General features: G+C 34.5%; 17 protein-coding genes. 12 read left to right on the top strand and 5 right to left on the bottom strand.

Features of this window, described 5'->3' with window-relative positions; translation table 11 throughout:
• The first annotated feature begins 206 nt into the window (after nucleotides 1–206).
• From ALGA_RS22150 to ALGA_RS23305, 10 genes are all read left to right on the top strand, one after another.
• On the top strand, nucleotides 207–1,481 hold the full coding sequence (locus ALGA_RS22150) for a condensation domain-containing protein (RefSeq protein WP_096433079.1): 1,275 nt from the start codon (nucleotides 207–209) through the stop codon (nucleotides 1,479–1,481).
• A gap of 481 nt (nucleotides 1,482–1,962) precedes the next feature.
• Nucleotides 1,963–2,817, top strand: coding sequence for a hypothetical protein (locus ALGA_RS22145; protein ID WP_096433077.1), 855 nt, complete (start codon nucleotides 1,963–1,965; stop codon nucleotides 2,815–2,817).
• 571 nt (nucleotides 2,818–3,388) lie between these two features.
• The gene (locus ALGA_RS22140) at nucleotides 3,389–4,519 is read left to right on the top strand and encodes a DegT/DnrJ/EryC1/StrS family aminotransferase (protein ID WP_096433075.1); all 1,131 of its coding nucleotides are present in this window, start codon (nucleotides 3,389–3,391) and stop codon (nucleotides 4,517–4,519) included.
• A gap of 981 nt (nucleotides 4,520–5,500) precedes the next feature.
• Nucleotides 5,501–7,558 carry a polysaccharide biosynthesis protein gene (locus ALGA_RS22135; RefSeq protein WP_096433073.1) on the top strand — a complete coding sequence of 686 codons (2,058 nt, stop codon included), beginning with the start codon at nucleotides 5,501–5,503 and terminating at the stop codon, nucleotides 7,556–7,558.
• Nucleotides 7,559–7,832: 274 nt separating this feature from the next.
• Nucleotides 7,833–8,909: a GNAT family N-acetyltransferase gene (locus ALGA_RS22130; protein ID WP_096433071.1), complete on the top strand. Its 1,077-nt coding sequence runs from the start codon at nucleotides 7,833–7,835 to the stop codon at nucleotides 8,907–8,909.
• A gap of 107 nt (nucleotides 8,910–9,016) precedes the next feature.
• Entirely contained in the window at nucleotides 9,017–10,117 is a 1,101-nt protein-coding gene (locus ALGA_RS22125; protein WP_096433069.1) for a lipid II:glycine glycyltransferase FemX, read from the top strand.
• Between the two features lie 162 nt (nucleotides 10,118–10,279).
• Nucleotides 10,280–11,002, top strand: a complete 723-nt coding sequence (locus tag ALGA_RS22120) for a hypothetical protein (protein WP_096433067.1) — start codon at nucleotides 10,280–10,282, stop codon at nucleotides 11,000–11,002.
• Between the two features lie 762 nt (nucleotides 11,003–11,764).
• Nucleotides 11,765–13,474 (top strand): right-handed parallel beta-helix repeat-containing protein, encoded by a 1,710-nt coding sequence (locus ALGA_RS22115; RefSeq protein ID WP_096433065.1) that lies wholly within the window; start codon nucleotides 11,765–11,767, stop codon nucleotides 13,472–13,474.
• Nucleotides 13,475–13,825: 351 nt separating this feature from the next.
• A complete protein-coding gene (locus ALGA_RS23310; protein WP_197705652.1) occupies nucleotides 13,826–14,242 on the top strand; it encodes a hypothetical protein in 417 nt (138 codons plus the stop codon).
• A gap of 41 nt (nucleotides 14,243–14,283) precedes the next feature.
• Nucleotides 14,284–15,039 carry a right-handed parallel beta-helix repeat-containing protein gene (locus ALGA_RS23305; protein ID WP_197705651.1) on the top strand — a complete coding sequence of 252 codons (756 nt, stop codon included), beginning with the start codon at nucleotides 14,284–14,286 and terminating at the stop codon, nucleotides 15,037–15,039.
• A 201-nt stretch (nucleotides 15,040–15,240) separates the two neighbouring features.
• Here the strand turns inward: ALGA_RS23305 and nhaA are convergent, their stop codons facing one another.
• The 3 genes from nhaA to ALGA_RS22095 form a co-directional block, all read right to left on the bottom strand.
• Entirely contained in the window at nucleotides 15,241–16,527 is a 1,287-nt protein-coding gene (gene nhaA, locus ALGA_RS22105) for a Na+/H+ antiporter NhaA (protein ID WP_096433063.1), read from the bottom strand.
• Nucleotides 16,528–16,946: 419 nt separating this feature from the next.
• The gene (locus ALGA_RS22100; RefSeq protein WP_096433061.1) at nucleotides 16,947–18,467 is read right to left on the bottom strand and encodes a carbon-nitrogen hydrolase family protein; all 1,521 of its coding nucleotides are present in this window, start codon (nucleotides 18,465–18,467) and stop codon (nucleotides 16,947–16,949) included.
• Between the two features lie 153 nt (nucleotides 18,468–18,620).
• Complete coding sequence (locus ALGA_RS22095; RefSeq protein ID WP_096433059.1) at nucleotides 18,621–19,373, bottom strand: NYN domain-containing protein; 753 nt, start codon at nucleotides 19,371–19,373, stop codon at nucleotides 18,621–18,623.
• A gap of 251 nt (nucleotides 19,374–19,624) precedes the next feature.
• On the opposite strand from ALGA_RS22095, the gene ALGA_RS22090 reads away from it, so the two are divergent.
• Nucleotides 19,625–21,970: a TonB-dependent receptor gene (locus ALGA_RS22090; RefSeq protein ID WP_096433057.1), complete on the top strand. Its 2,346-nt coding sequence runs from the start codon at nucleotides 19,625–19,627 to the stop codon at nucleotides 21,968–21,970.
• Here ALGA_RS22090 and ALGA_RS22085 read toward each other — a convergent pair.
• Entirely contained in the window at nucleotides 21,967–22,659 is a 693-nt protein-coding gene (locus tag ALGA_RS22085) for a response regulator transcription factor (RefSeq protein ID WP_096433055.1), read from the bottom strand. The genes ALGA_RS22090 and ALGA_RS22085 overlap by 4 nt on opposite strands.
• 258 nt (nucleotides 22,660–22,917) lie before the next feature.
• On the opposite strand from ALGA_RS22085, the gene ALGA_RS22080 reads away from it, so the two are divergent.
• On the top strand, nucleotides 22,918–24,543 hold the full coding sequence (locus ALGA_RS22080; RefSeq protein WP_096433053.1) for a hypothetical protein: 1,626 nt from the start codon (nucleotides 22,918–22,920) through the stop codon (nucleotides 24,541–24,543).
• Nucleotides 24,544–24,871: 328 nt separating this feature from the next.
• Here ALGA_RS22080 and ALGA_RS22075 read toward each other — a convergent pair whose 3' ends face one another.
• Complete coding sequence (locus ALGA_RS22075) at nucleotides 24,872–25,570, bottom strand: hypothetical protein (RefSeq protein ID WP_096433052.1); 699 nt, start codon at nucleotides 25,568–25,570, stop codon at nucleotides 24,872–24,874.
• Nucleotides 25,571–25,741: the final 171 nt, after the last annotated feature.

Here is a 25,741-nt window from a genome sequence, read left to right as displayed (position 1 = left end):
AAATCAGAGGCTTAGTAAAGACTATCAATCTGAGGCAAAAATTATGGTTGTCTCTAAAGTATCTATGGATAAAAACAAGAACCTTGATAAATATCATAGGCCAACTCAGCTGAAGTTTATTACAATATTGGTTGTTGAAGTTTTAACAGAGGAGTAGATAAGTTATGTCAAGAAAGAGCTAGGTGTCAACTTTTAATTTTTTCAATATGATTTCGCCACTTTCAAATATTCAAAAACAGTTTTATATCAATAATATTGTGTATCCGAAAGATACATCATATAATGTACCATTAGTTTATAAAGTTAGTGGTGCACTTAACTTGATTATTTTAGAAAATGCGGTTAATGCTATTATTAATAAATACGATATTCTAAGATCATCTTTTAAAAGAAATGGAAAACAATTATATCGCTTAACTCATGAGGAGGAAAAGTGTAAAATTAAAGTGGAACAAGTTTTCTTATCTACTGATTTTGTTGATACAAACACTGCAGAACTTGACGAAGAGGTTCATAAAAGATTTAACTTGGAAGAATGGCCACTTTTACGAATAAAATTATTTGTTTATAAAAACGAGGTGACAGTATTATCATTTATTTTTCACCACATAATTATTGATTTGCATTCTTATAATATTTTTGTCAATGAATTATCGCATTATTATAATAACTATATTGAGCATATACCAGTTAACAGTGAAAAAAGTAGTGATTATTACACCAATTTTGTTGACTGGGAAAGTAAATGGATTAATACTAATGATGCTGCAAAAATGTTAGATTTTTGGAGACATCAGTTCGATGCCCGGAAACATTTACTAAATCTTCCTACTGATTTTAAAAGGCCAGCTATGCAAAGTAAGCTAGGTAAAAGAATCTATTTTGCTTTAAATGAAAAAAGTACTTCTGATGTAAAACAACTGGCCAAACTTAATGCTGTCGCCCCTTTTTCTATTCTGTTAGCAGGTTACGCATTGCTTTGTCATCAATTAAGTGGTCAAAATAAGATTATTATAGGTGTTCCTTTATCGAATCGGCGAATTGCAAATAATAAAAATATTTTTGGCCCACTTCTAAATATCGCTCCGATTGTAATTGATTTTTCCGATTCAAAAAAATCAGTGGAACTGATTCTACATGTTCGTATGGCATTACTTAAAGCACATCGAAATCAGGAAGTACCGTTTTTACATATGGTTAATCATTTGGATATTGAGAGGAGTTTTGCCTATAGTCCGATTTTTCAGATTGGGTTTGCGTATGAGCCTCGAACTGAATTTTCTTTCAATGGTGTTAGTACTGAACCACTAGTTGTTGAACGAAAAGGAGCTCAGCTCGATTTATTTTATAGCTTTTGGGAGGATGATAAAAAAATTCATGGGTTCATGGAGTATTCTTCAGATCTTTTTGCAGAGTCAACCATAATTAAATGGATTGATGAATTTAAAAACGTTATTGAATATTTATGTGACAAGCATTGATACAATGAATTATAAGTATCGGATAGATTATCCAAAAGATTATTTTTGATAGAATAAACACGATCCTTATATGTTTATTGTACTTTCTTCTGATGAAGCATCTTGCAAACAGGAATTCAAACGCATCCGTGATAAGTAAGGAGTTGTATGAATAAAATATGGTCATACTGAAGATTATTAATTGAAAAACAAGGATTAGTATGAGTATTTATACATCCACAAAGAAAAGTTTTTCCATGGTTCATTTTGTCTTTAATATTGCAAAATGAAATATGCTGGGAGTTAGTTATATGACATCTTAAATACATATACAGAAATACTTAAATAAATTCTGTTATTAGGTAAATTAAAGATGTTTTGGTGATAAACTGTTTAACAGGTGCTTGGTTGATAGTGTTAAGGACATAAAGTATTAGGTTATTAATTCGATGCACATAAAGATATTTAGTCCTAAAATTTAATTTTACAAACTTTAATTACAATGGATCAATTTGTTTGGTGGATAATTGAAAATAAAACACATTTAGAAATAATTGACATTCTAAATGCACAAAAGGAAAGTAGACCATGGGTTAATTATTTTACGAGCGAATCCCTTATGAGTCCCGGTAATTTAAATTCTGCGTGCAGAATTGGTTATGTTCCTTTTAGTAATTGCAAACAAAATTGTTTCTATTACCTGGACCAATCAAGATATATTGAAACAATTGCAGCTGGTGGTATTTGCACTGAAATTTACTGGGATTCTACTCCAGAAAATTTACCTGAAGGATGGCAAGGAAGCGTTAGAAGAGCTTATTTGGAATCAAAAATAGATGAAAAAAAACCAAATACAATTGTTGCATTGTTAGCTTTTACGCTTTCGAGATATCGGAAAAAAGGCTTTTCAGGAAAAGTAATTAGTAAAATGTGTATTTATGGCAAGGAGAATGGATATGATTATTGTATAATACCAACTCTGCCTCCTACTCAATTTGAAAAACCTTTTATAAATATGACTGTGGATGAAATAGCTAAACTGAAAAGGGATGATGGTCATTATTATGATTACTGGTTACGACTCCATACCCAAAAAGGAGCACAAATAATCGGAACCGATAAGAAATCTCATCGGTTTGTGTTTAGTATTAAGGATTTTTCAAAACATGTGAGTTCTTGTCCGGTAAATACATCAGGTGAGCATCTTGTTACATTAGACAAAGCTCTGTCGTTAGGGCGAAATGGTAAAAATATGTGGCAAAAAGTTTATGTAAATATTGAACAAGATATCGTTCAATTTGATTGGGGATGTATTTGGGTTCAGTATGATTTAAAGAAGTTGAATTTTAATCTTTAAACACTATCACACAAACTGTGTCGATATTATTTTTACACGAGGAATTGGTTGTATCGATTTAACAGCCAATAAAAAAAGTTACCTAACATGGTTTATATGGGTTAGCAACTCAATTTATTTTTTACTTTTTTGGAAAAGGAAGGTGAAATTCTGGTTCTTTTAGAATATTCAACTGATTTTTTCAATGAATAGAGAATTATAAGGATAAGATAATGAAATCAAACTAAATAACCATTGAAAAGAATCTTAGCTTTTAAAGTATTTGTTTCAGCTTTTAGTTGTCAACTCATACGATAAGTCGAAGAACAATAAATATTTACCCGCAAAGGGAGACAATAGATTGCAACTCAGATCTCACCATTGTTTAATTTCTTAAAGAAAAAGCGTCTCTTTTATAATATCGAGTCTACACTTTAAATCATAATTAGGGATTGATAAGAATATCATCCCAATTACTACTCTATTAAGTGCATTTTAAGATTTCTTAGAATGCACGTATTTACACGTCCCTTAGTTTAGTATGTTCATACTAAAGCGGATGTAAATCATTTACTCTATTATTCTACATACAATGCAAAATAAAATTTGGTTGTCCTCACCACATATGGGGGGGAATGAAATGAGCTATGTACAAGAGGCATATGATACCAATTGGGTGGCTCCTTTAGGGCCTAATGTTAATGAGTTTGAAAAGGCCTTAGAAGTATATACGAATTCTGATCATGCTTCAGCATTGAATTCAGGAACTTCCGCGATCCACTTGGCTTTGATTCTTTTAGGGGTTGGTCCTGGTGATGAGGTGATTGCGCAAAGTTTTACTTTTTCGGCAACGATAAATCCAATTTGCTATTTAGGAGCTGTTCCGGTACTTATTGATTCTGAGGTTGATACGTGGAATATGTGCCCTGAGGCATTGAAAAGAGCCATAGAAGATCGAATCAGGAAAGGAAAAAAACCAAAGGCAATACTACCAGTTCACCTTTATGGAATGCCTGCTAAGATGCAAGAAATAAGAGAGGTGGCGAATTTTTATTCAATACCCATTGTAGAAGATGCTGCTGAAGCATTAGGTTCTTCCTTAAATGGAAAGAAAATGGGGGCTTGGGGCGAATTTGGAGTGCTTTCCTTCAACGGAAATAAAATTATAACCACTTCGGGAGGAGGAGCATTGCTTTCAAATGATAAAAAAATGATTGAAAAGTCTCGGTTTTTAGCTACTCAAGCCAGAGATGAAGCTCCACATTATCAGCACAGTACCATTGGATATAATTACCGAATGAGCAATATTGTTGCAGGAATTGGCAGAGGTCAAATGGAGGTTCTTACTGAAAGAGTTAACCGACGTCGAGAAATAAATTCTTGGTATAAAAAAATGCTAAAGGATATTCCTGGCCTTGTTTTTCATTCAGAACCGAACTCCGATTACTATTCCAATTTTTGGCTGACTGCCATTTTGATTGATCCACTAAAAGCGAAAGGAATTACGCGTGAAATGGTTCGGTTGAGTCTTGAGAAGGAACATATTGAATCTCGTCCTTTGTGGAAACCAATGCATCTTCAACCTATTTTTGAGGATTGTCCATTTTATGGGACAGGTGTTTCTGAGCGTTTGTTTGAAGAGGGTTTATGTCTGCCATCCGGAAGCAATCTAAGTGAAAATGAGATGCAACGTATTTCCATTAGTTTGAAAAAACTATTCTGACTATAAATTTCAATCTGAACTTTTAAAATATCTCAATTTGTTCAATCACTGCGAGGCCTTCGTGGTATTATAATTTGGTATTTTAAAGTAATAGTTCCAGAGCTATTAACAAGGCAAACTGTTTTATAAATGGCTTTAGATATTTGAAAATTTGGAAGTAAATAAAGTGACCTCGCAATGAAAACAGACTTTTAGATTATTCAATATTGTGTGATTCTCTGTTAGCTAGGCTTTAATTGTGTCTAGTCATCTTTACATTCAATTTAATCAGTTAATCAGTTTTACGGACTAGTTAATCCATTATTTAGTAGGATAGATCTGTTTGTAGTATTTCTTGAACTGATTACTTCGAAATAGATCATAATTCAGTAATATTTTACATGCTGTAATTGTACGTTTGGCAGGCATAAAAATTGTTTGGTCATAGATAATAATGCATTAGTCTATTTTATTTAGGCTGCGGTTCATTTCTAGCTGAAATAGGCTTGTTTGTGCCTTTGTTTGAGTGGTTTACTTCTGTTAAGTTGGTTTATTCGTGCCTTTATCAAGCATAAAGGTATATTGATCATATTCTTTTAATTGTATGGTTTAGATTGGAATTACGAGCTTATATTTGTAATAGACCTTAGAGAATGGGGTCATAAAATTGATGTACATTTTTAGAATTTTATAAAATATGTGCTAGATAATTCTAAAATGATTCTGTTTTAAGAGATGATGAAATGGATGTAGTATATATGTGTTAATTAATCGCATTGTTGGTTTTAAGGATAAATAAACAAATCAAAATAGATGAATTTTTTTTCACCTCTACTTTAATATTAGTTAGAAGTACTTTAATGAGTGATGGGCAAAAGGACAAGATATCTACTCAATATCTGAATTGCCCTTCTGCTATTAATTTGTCCAATTACTTTTTCCAATATGTGTTAATGGTATTCTTCTGAATAAACTTTTACAACCTTATTTAATTATACAACCATGAAAAACAAATTATTACTATTGTTCGACCAAAGAATACTCTCCCCTTGGTGGATTTTTTCTATCGATTTATTATTGACCTCATTTGCCTTTCTGCTGGCCTATGTGCTTCGAATGAATATTAATTTATCGGAGGTTAATATGATGACTTTTATTCTTACGGGAACATGGAGTGTTGCGACCTATGCCTTTTGTTTTTTATGCACCAAATCGTATCGGGGAGTAATTCGACATACAGATTTGGGCGAATTATTTCGCTTGCTGTCTTCTAATTTATTGGCCGTAGTACTACTTTTCGGAATTGATTATCTAAGCTATAAATATGCCGGAGGAAGATTCAATATGCCTGATATGGTAATTGTGTTACAGTTTATTTTTACTTTCTTTTTTCTAACCGGATTTAGGATGCTTGTTCGAGAAACTTATTCATTTATTTCCCGTGTAAAAGTGTCAAAACGAACCCTAATTTATGGGGCTGGGGATTTAGGTCTTTTGGCAGTAGATCTATTGAGTAAAATGAGAGATGATAATTATAATGTGGTTGGGTTCATTGATGATGATAAAAGAAAATGGATGACGCCATTGCGGGATGTTCAGGTGCAAAGTTTTTCTAAAGCATTGGAAACAGGGATAAAAAAAGGGGTGACAACTCTTGTTATAGCGATTGCAAATTTAAGTAAAGAAAAAAAACAGGAAATAACTGAACGTTGTTTCGAGAATAATTGGGACGTAAAGGTGCTGCCAACTATTGATGATTGGATAGAAGGAAAAGTAGCAGATAAATCTGTAAGAGATGTGAAAATAGAGGATCTTTTGGGACGCGATCAAATTAAATTGGATTTGAATTCCATTTCTGAATCCTTAACTGGAAAAATCATCCTGGTATCAGGTGCCGCGGGTTCAATTGGATCTGAGATTGTTCGTCAATTGCTTCGCTTTCCAGTTGGACAATTAATACTTTTAGATCAGGCTGAGTCTGCGCTCTATGATTTACAACAGGAAATAATCACAAAACATGGAGATGAAAAAATTGAATTGGTAGTTGCTGATATTTCAAATGCCGCTCGTATGAGGACTGTTTTTGAAAAATATTGCCCGCATGTGGTTTTTAATGCAGCCGCTTATAAGCATGTACCAATGATGGAAGCTAATCCTTACGAAGCTTTAAATGTGAATGTAGGGGGAACCCGTAATTTAGCAAATTTGGCAGTCGAATTTGGAGTTGAAAAATTTGTGATGATATCCACTGATAAGGCGGTAAATCCGACTAATGTGATGGGAGCTTCGAAACGAATGTGTGAAATTTATATTCAATCTTTGGCACAACGGGCAGATATTCAGACTTCATTTATAACCACACGTTTTGGAAATGTTTTGGGATCGAATGGTTCAGTAGTCCCTCTCTTTAAAAAGCAAATTGAGCAAGGCGGACCTGTAAAGGTTACCCATCCGGACATAACACGTTATTTTATGACGATCCCGGAAGCTTGTCAGTTGGTTCTTGAGGCTGGAGCAATGGGCAAAGGAGGGGAGATTTTTGTTTTTGATATGGGAGAACCCGTGAAAATTTTAGATTTGGCTAAAAAAATGATTCGATTGGCGGGTTTAAAACTAGATCAAGATATTAAAATTGAATTTTCGGGTCTTCGTCCTGGCGAGAAGCTATATGAAGAATTGCTGGCATCGAGCGAGAATACCTTACCAACTTATAACGAGAAAATAATGATTGGTAAGGTACGTCTACATAATTACGATAAAGTGAATAGAGCCATAAGTCTTTTATTAGCTAATCTGAACAGTGAAAATAACGAAATGATGGTTGCCAGAATGAAAGATTTGGTTCCTGAGTTTGTTTCAGAAAATTCAATTTATGAGGCTGTGGATCTTTCAATGAAAGATTCGGAATGGAAATGGTTGATGTTTGGAAATAAAAAGGAGAAAGAAAGTCGTAAACAAGCTCATAATTTTCCCATTAAGAACATTGACATAGAAAGAACAAGAATGGTGTTCCAAAAACGAAAAAGTGAAAAAATAAGGAAAGCGACATTAAGAATTTGAATTGATCACCAATTAGTTGACTTGTATTTATGATTGTTAGACACATACTTTCCTGAGAGAGAGGTGCTTATTTATTTATGGAGGAAAGTAATACTGATACGTATTTGATCTGCGAACTTTCGGGAAAATTTTTATCTTAGCAACTCCAATAGCCTTCGGTACGGCATTATACAGACTTGTTTTGATTTCAAAACGGAATAAAATAAATATGGAATCTGATTTTAGCGAACGGTTATTTTGTAAAGAAACTTATGTTGTAATTAATTAATTCAATTTGATACGAATATTAGAGGCTAAAAAGGAGTGTGATTATAAAGAGTGGGTTGATATTTGGACCTATTGGAATGGAAAAGAAGTTTTTGCTCATCCGAACTATTTGTTGCTCTATAAAGAATGGTCAGAAGTTCATTGTGCTGTATATGAGGTAGATGATAAAAAAATTCTATTTCCTTTCTGCTTACGGAAAATACCTTTTGATATTGATCGTGATTCTTACTACGATATGATAACTCCTTATGGTTATTCCGATATTTATCAGATAGGGAAGGGAGATTTCAAGCAAATGCAAAAAGATTTTCATCAGGAATTTAGGTTCTGGTGTAAAGCTAAGAATGTGGTAAGTGAGTTCGTGAGATTCGATCTTTTTAGTAAAAGCTTAGGTAATTATAGCGGTAAGCTTGTATATATTAACGATAATATTGTTTGTGATTTGACTTTAGGAGCAACTGAAATTTGGAAGCAATTTAAACCGAAGGTACGTAGAAATATTAAAAAGGCCGAAACCTATAGTCTCCAAGTTGAAATGGACGCAAGTGGTGAACGTTTGAGTTCATTTCTTGATATGTATTACCAAACCATGGAAAGAAGAAATGCTCAAGAAAAGTATTTCTTTTCGAAAGATTTTTTCGAAGCCATTCATAAAAATTTGAAAAGGCAATTCATGTATTTCTACGCCACTCACGAGGGAGTTGTTGTATCTACTGAACTTGTATTAATATCTGATGATAAGATCTATTTCTTTTTAGGAGGGACAAAGGAAGCTGCTTTTTATTTACGACCCAACGATTTTCTTAAGTACGAAATTATGAAATGGGGAATTAAGCAAAATAAAAAATACTATGTGCTTGGCGGAGGATATACTCTGAATGATAGTTTGTTTTCATTTAAGAAAGCTTTTGCACCGAATGGTTGCATGCCTTTTTATGCAGGAACTAAAATTTACGATGAGGAGACATACCAACTCTTAGTTGATCAGGCTCGTGCAAAAAGACCTAATTCAGGTTTGGAAATAAGTAAGGATGAAGCTTATTTTCCTTTGTACCGTAAAGGATTGGATGATTATTTAATTTAATATTTATAATACTTTTAAGTAGAATATCCAATGGTATTTAATTTAAAAAGTTAATAAGCCTATAAGGGAAATAAATTTATCTAAAATACAGATTTTGGAATTAAACGATGATTAATAAGTATAAAATATCTTGGACAAAATCGGAGGAAAACTTTACGGAATGGAATCTTTTTCTTAAAAATAATCCTAGAGGACATTGTCAACAGGTGAGTCACTGGTTATCCTCTTTTCAAGCATATGGTGCAGATTCAGAGCTGTTGTTGATTAAAAATGAAAAAGAGAGTATCATTGCTGGAATTGGTGTCATTCACATTGGAATTCCCTATTTAAAGGTGATGATTGCATCTGGAGGTCCAGTTTTAGCCGTAGGATTTGAAGACTTATTTGAACAAATGATAGAACTCTTTTTACAAAGAGCCAAACAAAAAAAAGCATTTTATTGTCACATAAATGTTCCAGTACTAAAGGAATACAATGCTAGTTTATCCAAGCATTGTTTGGAGGCCATTAATAAGGATAGCTTATTTTTTACTGGGCAAGCAGGAAATAGATTTACATCTGTTGCCAGTATTAATGGTCTTCGCCCAATAATCATTAAATATGATCAGGCCGAATCGGCTTATGATTTTGTTTTTAACAGGTTTACCACTAACACAAAAAGGAATATTAAACAAGCCTATAAAAACGAGTTGGACTTGCGATTTATAAAGACTGAAGCTGAGATAGAGGAAGCATATGCTGTAATAGAAGAAATTGCAAAATATCATAATTATACGGTAAGGGAATGGGGAGATTCCAAAGAGATGTTAATGAGCATGGTAAAGGATGGGCTTTGCATAGTGCCCTGTTGTTATGCAAAGGGTAAATTAATTGGAGCCTTAATCCTTTTCGAAATAGGTCAAAGATTAACTTATGTATCCGGTGGTATTTTGAGGGAAAATAAGGACTTGAAGGTGGGTCATTTTCTGCAGAATGAAATGTTGAAATACAGTATTGAAAAAGGCTATTCATTTTATGATATCTCTGTTCTTGGAGGGGCTGGAGTAACAAAATTTAAAGAAGGTTTTAAAGGACATCATCTGGAGTTTATAGGAAATCGGTACTGGGTCTTAAATAAGCTGAAATTCTCAATTTATTGGATCTTCAGTTCGTTTTTATCTAAAAATAAGGCTCTTATTTTTAAATTTCGAAATCTAATTTCAACATAAAATAGATCGTATTGTTTTGCGATTAAAAACCAGTACGCGATTTAAAATTCGTCTAGTGGAAATAGTATTTGAGTTATTTACTTCTATTTAGGGAGGTTGATTTGAATTCAAATAAGCCTTTTCATTCACTATTTATTTAAAAACTAATGTAAACTTTTAATTATGAGAAAAAATAATTTTTTAACCCTTGCCTTTATTTTACTGATTGGAATATTTGTTTCGTGCGATAAAGAAAATATAGACGAACAAGATTTACCGGGAAATATTCCGGGAATGGGAAATGCTGGCGGAGAACTTGAAGTGATTGAAGCTTTTGAAATGCCTGAAGGATTGTCTTTTGATGGTGAGATTACTGGCTATGATGCCTCTCAGATTATAGTCGATAAAGGGAATGTAACTTCACAAAATTCAGTCAAAAGTTTGTCTATTCAAATAGCAGGATCTGGTGGAGAGTATATTGCTATTTTAGTAGGTATAAATAATAATACTGATCAGCCTATACCTTATGTGATCAAGAAAGGTACCGTTTTTGCTTGTTCGGAAGATGGCTATCAAAATGGCATTTGTGTAAAAGAAATAGTCTTTTATATACCTGCTAATTCTAGGTTACAACTTATAGTGCAATTATATTGTGCTAATGCAGGTGCTGAGGGAAGTGATTCCAATGTTACTTATAAGCAACGAGGAGTAACATCTTCTTTAAACATGATGGAAATAATAGATGCACTGAAATCAAAGCAAGTTAATATTGATGAATTTCAGGACCTGACAAAATATTACCTGTGGCGCACTAAAATTCAGGCGATTATTTGGTCTTGCACAAATGGAGGAGGAGTGAGTTCTGAATCTTGGGATTTTATAGACTCTCTACCTGAAAGAATTTAGCGTTAATTTTTTCAATTACTGTAAAGGATATATAAAATACTCAATGAGAATTATAGAAAGTATTCAAAAATAGAGATTAAATAAATCGTAGATCAGTATGCCCCTTTGAATTTTAATTCAAAGGGGCATTTTTTATCTTGTAATGTTGGGTTGTAAGATGGGATTTAAAATTTATTGACCTATTTGGTATTTTTTTGCACAGTTTGAGGAGATTTTCCACACTTTAATTAATCGAAATCTAAGCTGGAGAAAAAAAAGTCTGTATGATAGAAAGTAGTTCGCAGGGAATGAGGGGTTTAATGGAAGAATAATTGTGAGGAGACTAAGCTTTATTAATTTGGAACGGTACTTGCGTTAGGGTTTGTTGAAAAATAAATGAGTACTAGTTTAAAAATATTGCGGCTGTTTTCTAATGGTGAATGTCGGTGTCTTATCTTGTTTATTTATGCGTTAATCTAATGAAAAGATTCATTCGTGTAAAGTAATTAGAGGTGAAAGAAAACCTTTTTTGTTTTTTTTCGTCTAAAGTCTTGTAACGAAACTTTATTTATTCTTCTGTTAGTCTTTTTTATAAGAGAAGATTGCTTAAAGTAAATATTGCTTGATTTTTAAATTGGATAAATCAGCTATAAGTCTCTAAGTACTCTATTATTCAATATCTTATTAATGTATGATGATTTAAATTCAAATGTTTAAGTGGAGTTGGAACGATGGTTATTGTACTAATTTTTGCTTTTGTTCATTTAGAGAAAAATTAAAATTATGAAGAACTTTATTTTTTTGTGTATTGTACCCCTGTTATTATTGACTGCATGTACGGGATCCGATTTCGAGGAAGAATTTCCGGTAGTAAATGAACCTGAAATCGTAAACGAAGAACTTGAAAAAATTCCTTGTGATTATGATTTTAATGTAGTCGGTGAAAATGACACATTAAATATTGCTTGCAGTCATGATTTACTAGGTGAAACAATTGTATTACCTAAAAATGTGTTTTTTAATTATAATGGTGGGGAAATTATTAATGGAACATTAGAATTTGACGAAGGTATAATTGATGGTGATTTATTGAATCACAAATTGACAGTAAAGGGTTCAGTTAAATTAGAAAGTTCAACTTTTATTTTTGAAAAATCGAGATGGGGAATAACCGAAGGTGAAGTTTCTGATGCGATTGCTTTAATCAATAAAGAAACGTTTCAAAAAGTTATAAATGATACAAAATTATATGGAGCAGAAATATTTCAAATTGATGAATTAGATGCCTTTTTTCTTGTGACCAGTGAACGGAATTTGGTTTTAGGATTTGAAACCTCTATAAGACTGCCTTCTGATTTTACTCTGGAGATGACGGATAATACAGATCTTAGAGTTCAGCCTAATCGATATATTAGATACCAGTTTTTAAATATTAGAGGTGAGGAAAATGTTAATATTGATGGAGGAAATTTGCATGGAGATAGAGATTATCATGATTATACACCTATTACTGTTGCAGAAAATACATATTCAAGTCATGAGTGGGGCCATTTAATTTCGATTGAAGGAGGACAAAATGTGAAAATTACCAATGTTCATCTAGCATATGCATCAGGTGATGGAATTGATATTCATGGTATTAATTTTACTTATAATCCAGATTATATTGCTTCAAAGAATATTACTATTTCAGATTGTGTTTTTGATAGCAATAGACGGAATAATTTATCGATTACAGATGGTTATGATATGATTATTGAAAATAACACATTTTTGAATGCAGGTATAGATACTCCTTTATCAAAAGGAACGGCACCTAGAATGGCTCTTGATATTGAAGCTACTAGAACAAGAGATTCAGAAGGAAACCTTGTCTACTATCAAAGAGCTTATGATATTATTATTAGAAATAATATTGAGAAAGGAAGTGGTAATGCTTCATTTTATGTAGCTATAGGTGAGGATGTGACTATTGTGAATAATACTTCAGAAAAAGCGATAGGATGGGGGCTTGCTTCAGGGGTCAAGGTTAAAGAAAATATAATTACTTCTCTCATTAATAGTACTTCAGGTATTATAGGTGGACGCCCAGGGGGAAATGGAACCATATTTGGCAATGAGATTTCAGGTAATATTGTTAAAGGATTTGTGACTGGTATTAGAGTAAATAATGTTGATTTGAAAGTATATGAAAATGAAATTGAAAATTGTATTATAGGTATAGCACTAGGCGACTTGGATAATGCTGATATTTACGATAATAGTATTAGTACCGAAAGAGATGCGAACTGTTACGGTATTTATGCTCATATAGGATCTCTTGATGATGTTAGGATTCAAAATAATAAGATTGAGGTATCTTATAAACCAATAGCTTTTACAAATGTTAACCTTGAAGAAGGACATGAGGATAATATTGTCACGTTGAAGGATAATGATTTGAATGGAGGAGAAGTACATATTTCCAATTCGAATGGAATTGTGGAAGAGTAAACAATATTCTTATTAAGAATAAAATAAACAGTAAGGTTGATTCTTACTGTTTATTTTTTTGCCTTTCTGTTGAGGGTTTAATTATAATATAGAAATTTTGGTGTTGAATAAGTAATTTAGTTACCACCTCAAATTTAATAATTGTGCGGATTTTGAATGTGTTAATAGGGCAATTGCGAGTCCTCATTAAAAAAAAGACTTCCTTAGTATGTGCTTTGTTGTGCATTTAGATTAAAATATTAAATTATGAAGCACCATATTTTTTTGTGTATAATCCCATTGTTATTTATTGTTGCTTGCAGTGGTTCTGATGTTGAAGACGAAGTAGTAATAGCGGATGCAATTCCATAATTGCCTTATAATCAAATTCTTAAAAAACGATATGTTATTGATGTAAAACATTGGGATATTCCGACTAATGGAACCAATCCGGTGAAGACAACGGATAATTTGCAAGTAGCAATTGATTGGGCTGTAGCAGAAGGCTATGGAGTAATACGCCTACCTGCAGGGCATTATTTAATAGGTAAATATGGCAATGATGTTTATCAAGCAGGTATTGAATTAAAAAGTAAAATGGCTTTTGTACTGAATAAGGATGCAATTATAGAAATGGCACCCAACGATAAGTGGAATTATTCTGCGATTGCAATAACAAGAAAAGAATACGTTGTGATTTCTGGGTGTACAATACTGGGAGACAGATATGAACATACATATACACCAAGAGAAAATGATGGGCAACTGCACATGATGAAGGACACTTGATAACTGTTGAAGCAGAGAGTGATCATGTTACAGTGGAGTATATGAACTTAGGTGAAGCGAATGGTGATGCTATTCTGTTAGTTGGTAATGTAAAAGATATTCATATTCGAGGGAATGAGATGTTCGATAATAGTAGACAAGGAGTGTCTATTGTTGGCGGAAAAAGTATCGTAATTGAAGAAAATGAAATTCATCATACCCAGGGTACTTCACCACAATTTGGGATTGATATTGAAAGTAGGAGTTATTCAAGTTCTGATATCGAAATTCGATTTAATCATTTTCATCATAATCGAGGAGGAGATATTGTAAATACGGATGGGCGTAATGTACTTATTGAAGACAATATATTGGAACAAGGAGAAGGTAATCAATATATAGATGGCCCATTGGTATATTGGAAAAATGCAGATTTAACGATTCGGGCTAATGAGATTACAATGCTTAGCGTATCTGTTAATAATTGGAATGGTATTATCATGTATTCCGGAGATTTTGAGAAAACCAATCCTGCAACGACCTATATATACAACAATATCTTTCATCATTGTGGCGTATATATGTACAAAGGAGCAGATTTGAATATACATGATAATTACATGATCAATGGACACGTTTGTTTTAAAGAAATGACTAACCTGACACTTAAAGATAACAAAATTGAAACGACAAGCTCTGATGTTTGGGCCTACCGTTTTTTACAAGTAAGTGGCTCGGCTAGTGGAAATAAATTTAACGATGTACTCTATACTATTCCATTAAGTTCTGAACCTTGGGATGGGGACTGGATTTATTGATATTTTATGAAATTAAAAATGCAGAGTCTGGATTGGCTAATATTTCAATTTGCAAATGAGAAATAAATAATTATATAAGTTAAGAAGGCATTCTAAGGAATGCCTTCTTTATGCTTTATTGTTTTTTGAACTCATTTCTCTTTACAAATGGTCACATTTAAATTTGAGAAAACTACAGATAAAAAATAAGGGCTTCAGAATTTAATGACTCCCAATCCTAAGAATCAAATAGCCAATTACTCCCGAAATAAATGAGCCAATCAAGATACCGATTTTAGCAGAATCGATATTTTCAGGATTAGTAACAAATACGAGGTTAGCAATAAATATTGCCATTGTAAATCCTATTCCAGCCAGAAATGCTATTCCTACAACCTGAATGGCTTTTACTCCTTTGGGCAATTCGGCTAATTTTAGTTTAATACCGATAAAGGATATTAAGGATATGCCAATACTTTTTCCAATGATTAAACAAAGGGCAATGTTTATTGCCAGAGGCAGTTCCAGGTTTATATCTGTTCCAAACTTGATTCCTGCATTGGCTAATGCAAATACAGGCATAATAAAAAAAGCAACCCAGTTGTGAAGTTTGTGTTCTAAATGTTGTAGAGGGGATTGTACCTTGCTGGTCCAATCTTCCAAATTATCGATTTGTTCAATCTGGTGATCGCAGAGGATTGGCTTTTCACATGATTCTTCAATATCCTTAGCAATGCCCATTAATTTGTGGGAATAGGTCTTGATATCAATTTTTTGTCTGATTGGAATGGTAAATGCCATTAATACACCAGCAATCGTAGGATGAATGCCTGATTTTAAAAATAGATACCAAACAAGTACGCCAATAATAAAAATCAAATAAGGCAAATAGATTTTCCGATAGGATAAAAAGGCTAATATCACAAGAGGAATGGCTGCATAAGCTAATAATATCCACTCAATATTATTACTATAAAAAATTGCGATTACCAATACAGCAATCAAATCATCAATAATGGCAAATGCGGTTAGGAATACTTTTAAACCCAGAGGAATCCTTTTTCCCAGAATGTTTAGTATTGCTAAAGAAAATGCAATGTCAGTAGCCATTGGAATTCCCCAAGCATTCGATGTGCTTTGATTATTGTTGAGTAAAAAGAACATCGCCACAGGAATTAACACGCCACCAAGTGCCGCAAAAAATGGAAAACTTGCCTTTCTAACCGTATTTAGTTCACCAATGAGTAGTTCGCGCTTAATTTCCAATCCAATTAAGAAAAAGAAGACTGCCATTAAGCCATCATTAATCCAAAGTATTATTGGTTTATTCAGTTCGAAATTTGAGGTTGTAATCCCAATTTTATATTGCCATAATGAATCGTATAAATGGGAAAGCGGAGAGTTTGCCCAAATTAATGCAAGTAGAGTTGCAATAAAAAGCAGGATTCCACTAAAGCTTTCTATTTTAACAAATTTCTGGAATGGGGTGATGATTAGTTTATCTATCATTGAAGTAGGTCTTGTTCATTTAGTTCGATTCTGAATTTACGAAAAAATGATCTTTTATGGGTCATCATAAGTTATTTTTATGTGATTAATAGTTTGATTTTCATCAAAATTATTTTTGGTATAGCCATGCTTATTTTTCTTTTCAAGCTTTTATTGTAATTGAAATAAGACTAGTACTAGTCCTGCTGTCGGACTAGTAGTGGTATAGATACTGGAGTGTAGTAGTCCGGACATCGGAGCATTAGAGGTCTGATAATAGACGAAAAACTACAAATTAAGGAATCAGGGAAGTCCTGATTTTAGGAAGGGGTGTTTTGATATTAATATAGGTATTCGAGTAAAGACTGTTATAATAAGATTTTAGATAGACGATAAAATCAATTCAAGAGCCTCACTCGAAGTAAGGCTCCCGAATTTTATTACAATTTTTTCAAATTATAGATGTCTTTTCTTCGGTCCCGTAAATTCCGTACGCTACCAAACTGATTCAATTCGCGAAGCAAGTCGATATCCACATCAGCAATTAGAATCATTTCGGTATTCGGTGTTGCTTCGGCTTTAATTCCATTGGCCGGAAAAGCAAAGTCGCAGGGGGTAAATACCATCGATTGAGCATATTGAATATCCATATTGTGCACCTTAGGTAAGTTGCCTACACTGCCCGCAATGGCAACGTAACATTCATTTTCGATAGCTCTGGCCTGAGCACAGTTTCGAACCCGGGAATAGCCGTTTTGAGTATCCGTTAAAAACGGCACGAACAAAATATCCATTCCTTCGTCGGCAAGCAATCTACTCAATTCAGGAAATTCAACATCATAACAAATCAGGATACCGATTTTCCCGCAATCCGTATCAAAAACTTTCAATTCCGATCCCTTTTGCATGCCCCAAACTTTTTTCTCGTCGGGTGTCGTGTGAAGTTTCTCATAACGTTCAACAGTTCCATCTCTTTTGCAAAGGTAGCCAACGTTATACAATCGATCATCTTTTATCTCAGGCATGCTACCGGAAATTATATTGATGTTATAAGAAATGGCTAGTTCTGAAAATTTCTGAACGATGGTATCTGTGTGTTCTGCTAATTTCCTGATCGCCTCAGGCTCCGATAGATGGTTGTTTTCGGCCATTAAAGGAGCATTAAAGAACTCAGGAAACAAGGCGAAATCTGACCGGTAACCCGAGACGGCATCCACAAAATATTCTGCCTGATGCATCAATTCATCCAAGGTTTTATACGAACGCATTTGCCATTGAATCAAGCCAAGACGAACCACTTTTTTTATAGTGCTGGCTTTCTTGTTCTTTTTTTCGTAGTAAATATTATCCCATTCAAGAAGTACTGCATAATCGTTAGAATCTTCATCACCTTCCAAATAGTTTTTTAAAATTTTGGCCGGATGAAAATCATTGGAAACCTGAAAATTAAGAACCGGATCGTGAATTTCTTTTCTTCGCACCTTCTCAATGTATTCTTTGGGAGATAAGTGATCAGAATATTTGTGATAGTTTGGTATTCTGCCGCCAAAAGCGACTCCCTTTAAATTTAGACGTTCACTCAATTCTTTTCGGTAATCGTACAACCGCCGTCCCAATCTTAAGCCACGAAACTCTGGCTTAATAAAAACATCAACTCCATACAAAACATCTCCATCCTGATCATGTGTCGAGAAAGTGTAGTTTCCTGTTATTTCCTTGTAGGTATGCTTGTCGTCAAATTTACTGTAGTCAACAATAATCGATAAAGCGCATCCCGCAATATGATCATTGACTTTAATAACTACCTGGCCCTCAGGGAAATTATCAATTAATGTTTTAATTTGATGTTCCCTCCAATATGAATTGGGCATACTTGTGTATGACTCAATCATGGCTTTTTTAAGTTCCTGATAATCATCTAAACTTAAGAAGGATAATTCAATATTTTCTATTTCCTGCATTTTGATATTAGTCTCAGAAGAGTTAGGTGCAACAGCGCACAAATCTTTCCGATACGGTATATTAAATGTAATGAATTCGAGAATACGTGGTACTCGCTGACGTAAAAAAATACATTTATATTTTTTAAATAAATAACCTAACAGAATATATTATTACTCCCTAATTTTCACAAATATGTGTTTGATGTTGCGTTTGCCACTATCTCGTTCGTCAATTTCGAACTCCTGTTGCATCGATTTAAGTAGAGGGGTGAGTTTGTTAAATCCGTAGTTTCTAGGATCAAAATCAGGTTTTTTCTTGTTAATTAAAGAACCAAGTTCTGCAAGAAAAGCCCAGCCATCGTCATCGGCAATGTCTTCAATCGAATTTTTTAGTAGATTAAGAAACTGCTTGTCGATTTTATCATATTTAGGTGTTTCTGAAGGGGTCGTGGCAGCTTCTTTCTTCTTCTCACGAATCTTTTTACCACTAATAATTTCAATGTAAATGAATTTATCGCAAGCAACAATAAACGGATTTGGAGTTTTCTTTTCACCAATACCAATAACAAGCATTCTTGATTCTCGAAGTCGTGTAGCCAGGCGGGTAAAATCACTATCACTGGAAACAAGACAGAAGCCATCAACTTTACCGTCGTGAAGAATATCCATGGCATCGATAATCATCGCCGAATCGGTGGCATTTTTACCAGTGGTGTAGGAGTATTGTTGAATAGGAGTAATGGCGTGTTGCAATAAAGCTGGTTTCCATCCAGCAACAGTAGGTTTGGTCCAATCGCCGTAAATACGTTTGATGCTTGGAGTACCCAATTTGGCTATTTCATCAAGCATTCCTTTAATGTTCGAGTAAGGTATATTATCAGCATCAATCAGAACCGCAAGGTTCAAATCATTATTTCCATTCATAATCTTGTGTAATTAATATAATGACTAAAGGTAAGGAATTGTGCGTGATTTTACATTAAAATATTTAGTATTCTCTGGTTTTATGAAAGGCAAGTATAAAAAGCAATAAAAGGACTTAGCTTGAAGCATGAAATTAAGCTATATTAGTGATGATATTTTTTTTTATAATTCAGATGATATCATGAACAAAATATTGGTTTTGTTTGTTATGTTACTTATTATGGATATTAAACGGTGAAATTATTTAGAAAATGAAAAAATTGATCATATTTTATTTGGTTTTCTTGGCCATTACGGTTCCTGCGCAAGTTACTACTGAGCTAACCGGATATGTAAAGGACAAAACCGATCTTCCTTTAATTGGAGCTTCGGTGTATCTCGAAAATACAACCAAGGGTGCTACTACCAATGAAAATGGATATTACAGCATTCCGAATGTAAAACCAGATACTTATAATTTAGTAGTTAGCTATTTAGGCTATGATGGGCAAACGCGTTACAATATAGAGGTGAAATCGGTGGGAAATCAATTGTATAATTTCACACTTTTGGAACAAAGTCAAAATTTATCCGAAGTAATTATTTCCATTAAAAACAAAGTAACACGACCTCGCGAAACACCACTTTCCACTCAAACTTTAAGTGCTGTCGAAATTGCGACTTATCCGGGAGGAAATAACGATGTGGTTCGGGTAGCACAATCGCTTCCGGGAATTTCTCCTTCACCAGGTGGTTTTCGTAACGATCTAATTATTCGCGGGGGAGCACCCAATGAATCGGTTTACTATTTGGATGGAGTAGAGATTCCCAACATCAATCACTTTAGCACTCAAGGCAGCTCGGGTGGTCCGGTGGGGATTTTAAACGTGTCATTCATCGATAATGTGACACTTGCTACGTCTGCGTTTGGCAGTCAGTATGACAATCCGCTATCGGGAGTCTTGCAATTCGATCAACGCCAAGGAAATCAGCGAAAGCACAATACCAATTTCCGTTTGAGTGCCAGCGAGGCTGCGCTCACGCAGGAAGGTCCTCTTTTCAAAGGTGATAAGAAAGAAAGTAAAACCTCCTACATCATCTCGGCACGTAGGTCGTATTTGCAGTTTTTATTTAAAATGATCGGTTTACCCATTCGTCCAGATTATTGGGATTACCAATACAAAATCACTCATAGAATAAACAAGTACAATACGCTGAATTTAATTGGAGTGGGGTCGATAGATGATTTTGCTATCGAGGCATCGGAAACAATTGATGAAAATGAACAATCCACATTGGATCAGGCTCCATTTATCGAACAGCAAACCAATACCATTGGATTAAGTTGGAAGAATCGATTTAAAAGTGGACGAGGCTTTATGCAAACTACCATCAGTAACAATTTGCTGGTAAATGACTTTTCGAGATACGGTGATAATGTAAATCAAGCAGATCTGTATTTTAAGAATGATTCCCGCGAAATGGAAACAAAGCTGCGATACAGCCTGACCTATTATGCCAAAGATTGGAGATTATCGGGTGGTTTTAATGTGCAAAGAAGCGATTACGAAAATAAAACCATTGATACAAATGAGGGATTTCAGTACAATACGAAAATTGATTTTTTGAAGTACGGGCTGTTTGCTAATGCTACAAAATCGTTTTTCGATCAGAAGCTTGATTTCTCCTTCGGATTCAGAAGCGATGGTGATAGTTTTACTCAGGGAAATGATTTTCTGGCTACCCTTTCACCACGTTTGGCTTTGTCCTACGAATTTGCCGACGATTGGAAAATCAACGCAAGTGTAGGACGATACTACAAATTGCCTCCATATACCATACTTGGTTATAAAGAGAATGATGTGTTTTTGAATAAAGATGTGGATTATACCCGAAGCGATCATTACGTATTGGGATTCGAGCGAATCATTGGGCCTGCTTCAAATGTAAGTGTTGAAGGGTTTTACAAACGTTACGAAGATTATCCTGTCTCAGTTCAAGATCAAGTTTCGCTCGCCAATAAAGGAGCCGATTTTAATGTGCTTGGAAACGAGGAGGTGAAATCGGTAGGCAAAGGACGATCATATGGTTTGGAATTTCTTTTTCAGCAAAAGCTAAGTCATCGCTTTTACGGGATTTTTTCTTACACTTTTTTCTACAGTGAATTTACCGGATTCGATAGAAGTAAGTATTTACCATCGGTGTGGGATAGCCGGCATTTAGTGTCTTTTACAGGGGGATACAAACTCAATAAAAATTGGGAAATAAGTGCGCGTTATCGTTTTGCTGGTGAAACACCCTTTGTTCCAACTAACATAGAGGAAACTACCGTTCGTTACCCGGATATTGTATTGGATTACAGCAGGCTTGGGGAGCAAAAATTAGGTGTATTTAGTCAATTGGATGTGCGTATTGATAAGAAGTGGAATTTTAAAAAGCTTTCGTTGGATTTATTTTTAGAAATTCAAAACATGTTGATGCGAGAATCACCGCAGGCACCTGAATATGTTCTTCAAAGAGATGATCAGGGAAGCATTGTTACTCCTAGAAATTTAGTGCAGCTTGCCGAAGAGGATGGAAGTATGATTCCGACTATTGGAATTGTGCTTGACTTTTAATTATTCACTTTTTTACTGAAAAATCTGCAGTTCGGGCATAAAGGCATGCAGTTGTCTTTATGCAAGCTTTTATTACAGGCATAGTGCATCATCTGAATTTGGTTGATATCACCAAATTTATTGCGGATATTTTTTAAATGAGTTCGAACGGTTGTTTGACTGATGTTTAGTGTTTCTGCAATTTCCGAATTGTCTTTCGCTATAAATAACTGCGATAGAATTTCCTTTTCACGCTCAGTGAGTTCAATCTCATGATTATTCTGCGAATCCTCCTCAATAAGAATAGGAATCAGTTTTGAGCAAATATACTTTCCATTTGTGATAATTTCTTCAATAGCCAAAATCAATTTCTCCGAAGAGCATGAGCGAATTAAGTAGCCATCTATAGAATGGATAATGGATTTTAAAAATTCGTGTGGAGGCACGTCTGAGATGACCAGAATTTTCAATTTAGGTATAGTTTTATGCAATTGAACTAAGTAATTAATACTTCGTTTAGAGATATTGGAAAACTCTGTAATTAACAAGTCGGGTTGCTCTGTACTTATTATTTGATGGAGATTGATGTTGTTTTTTCTTAAACTGCTTAAACAAAATTGTTTGTGCTTGGATAGAATTGCGTCCAAACCCTCAGCTACCATACATTGATCGTAGGATACCAATATCTTGATCGATTTTTCCTTTTGCATGTCGTTTTTGTTTCTATAATTAAGTTACGCGTTTTTTTTAAAGCAACATAAAATTTAATTAATATTTTGTGTTATAACTAGTTGTTATGATGATTGTATTCGTTGTTTTGTTGAAATGACATGAGCATAGTGGTTTGAAAAAATGGACAGAATGAGGATTGATGATTTTCACTGCTTTGGCTAACTTAATGTATCATATCATCTCTCTTACGTTTTTAGTTAAGATATAATTTAAGTTCACTTTAAAAACCTTAAACCATGAAAAATTTTTTAGCTACACCCTGTGTGATCTTATTGATCATAGGATTTGCTTTTTTCTCGGCCTGTCAGGATGAATATCTTGAGCCGGAAGAGAATCAGGGAAATGAAAACCTTGTTTTGAAAAAAGGAGGAAAACAAACAGAAGTCGACCAAGCCGATTTGTATGGAGACTTATGGGTAATGGAACGTGATAATAGTGGGGTTCCAATACTTTACGACTTGAACTACCGCGCAGATTATCAGGATAATTGGGTTTACGGAATAATCGATGTTGTGAATCCTAAATTGGATACCTCTTTTTATCTGGATGTTTTGGTTCGAGACGAAAATGGATACGTGACTTATGAGCCTCTAACTAATCCCGATGATGATCTAGTTCCCATCACAGATAACCGCTTAATTGAACCTGTTGATGGTTATGTTGTGGGAGCAGATAATGTAATTGCTCTTTACGATGCTGAAGGCGAGGTCCTTCCAACGGTAGCTCTTCATGTTGTGCCAATTGAGATGGGTCGTTTAAATATCATTCGGTCACCATCTACAGTTATTTCGAAACGATTAACTGAGGTAATTAAAAATTTTGGCGATGGAACTGTTGCCAATGTGACCCGCGATTTTTGCGGAAGAATTATGATGCTGCGAACTGAAGATGCTTTGGTAGATGATAAACCAATTGACTCACCTCTTGAGAATTTAGCCATTTACAAAGAGCTTCTGCTACACGGATTTGATGGCGGAGCCGACGAGAACGGACTGAAATTCTTAATTGGGGAAGACAATGGCTATGGTGGATATGACATGCAATTTAGAGTTGATAAAGAGTGGACAGGTGGAGCAAAATCTTATCCTGAGATATCTGAGCCAGATCAACTGATTATGAATTTGGCTGCTGCTTGTATTTCTGCTGGTTCCGATAAAACCAATACGCTAATTATTGATGAAATTGTTTTTGTAAACTTGTTTATGGGCATACCAGAAGTTACAGGTGCAAACGTCACTTGTTTTCTGCCTACTGTGAAACAGGAAATTCGAATGATGGATAAAACAGATAAGCATAATTATTCGCTATATCGTTACTATGTAGATTATTCCGGTTTTGAGTATGATAGAACAAAATTTCAGGAAACCCTTGTTGATTATGTGACCCTTGTTGGTGATTACGTTGATGGTGTTTTAGTAGGTTCTCATACTGAGACTCTTGCTGAGGATTTAGAATTACATGAAATATTGATGGGGAATGCTCCGTTAACTGTTGAGGCAAATGCAATATACAGGTATACTGATAAGGAAGGCCAGTCAACATCAGGTGCACTTGGATTTGCTTGTCAGGCAGATGATTATGTGCAAGCCCTTGAGGTTATTCATAACAATGAAGAATTTTTGGTTTGGGAAATGGCAACACCTACCTGGAATAAGGATTTTGATATTCCACGCGGAGAGTTTGCTCCTTTCAATTTTGTGCCAGAGGAAGAATCTCATTCTAGGAGACCTTCAGGAAAAGGAGATGACTCCACAACCGACGACTCCACATCCGAAGGCGGTGACGATCATGTAGATGATGGTGGATCTTCTGGCGGCGGATCTACTGGTGGCGGATCTTCTGGAAAAGGCAGACGTAGATAAATTTGAGTTGAGTTACAGGAATATGATGAGTTAGAAGATGTCTGGTTGGGCATCTTCTTTTTTCAAGCCAATTTATTGAATATTCATGCCGATGGGAGGGTGATACAAGCCTGTTGAGATCGTTTTCAAGACTATTGAAGCCGATTTCAAGTCAATGGGAAGCATATGCAAGCCTATTATTTACGTTTTCAAGCCTATTGATGGTATACTCATGCCAATGGGAGGGTGATACAAGCCTGTTGAGATCGTTTTTTTGACCTATTGAGATAAAAAAAGCCCCGAGGGAGGGGGTGACCTGCCTCGGGGCTAATGAATTCAAGGGTTTTTATTATCCTTTGTAATTATTATAGTATTTCTCTCTTCTACTATTATCTTTCCAAAATAGATAGCGGCCATATTCACGAATGATACTAACACGTTCCGATAGTAATGTGAAAGCTTTATCTCTTAGTAGTTTAACCTTACTGCTATCGTTGGTGCTTCCGTTAGATGATGCCAACAATTCCGCCATGTTATGGGAAAGTGTCTTTATGTCCTTAAGACCTGTTGTTTTATATCCTATTTCACGAAGTGGCTTAGGATTCTTTTCACCTAACACAGCCAGTTCAATAAGGTCTTGTACCATATCTACATGTCCGTTTCCATTATTAATTCGCATTACCTTCGTTAGTATATCAGGATCGTTACGATAGGCAAACTTGAAATTGTGAAGTAATTCATCGTGTTGTTGATAGGCAAATGGAGATTTTTCCAACCATTCCTTTTGCGCATCCTGACGGGCAAGGTATTCGCTCATCCATTCTGCCTGACAATATCTTACAGCACCCGACAGGCTGGGAATATCCTCAATAATAGTGATATCCATTCCGGCCTTTGTAAATTCGTCTTTGTCTTTAATTGCCTCTATGGCGAGTGTTTCTGCGCTGGCAGTCACCTCGTCGATAGGTTGGTTCGGTAACTTCACTTCTGCTAAAGGACGTGCTTCAATTCTTTCTTTCCATTTTTCAAAATCAGATTGATAATCCATGATTAAATTATTATTTTTGTATTTATAAGGTTCCATCGGCCTCCTCTTCCAATCTTCCCGCAAAGTAGCTCGGTTGATGACCAGCCGATGGGTTACCTTTTTGTTCCGAAAATAAAGTCCAAATGGAACTCTATTTTAATAACGATTTTGAAATTAAGTAAAATAAATGGG

It is taken from the genome of Labilibaculum antarcticum, from assembly GCF_002356295.1.
GTDB lineage: Bacteria > Bacteroidota > Bacteroidia > Bacteroidales > Marinifilaceae > Labilibaculum > Labilibaculum antarcticum.
The sequence above is the reverse complement of the archived record's forward strand: the minus strand, read 5'-3'. Positions and strand labels throughout refer to the sequence as shown.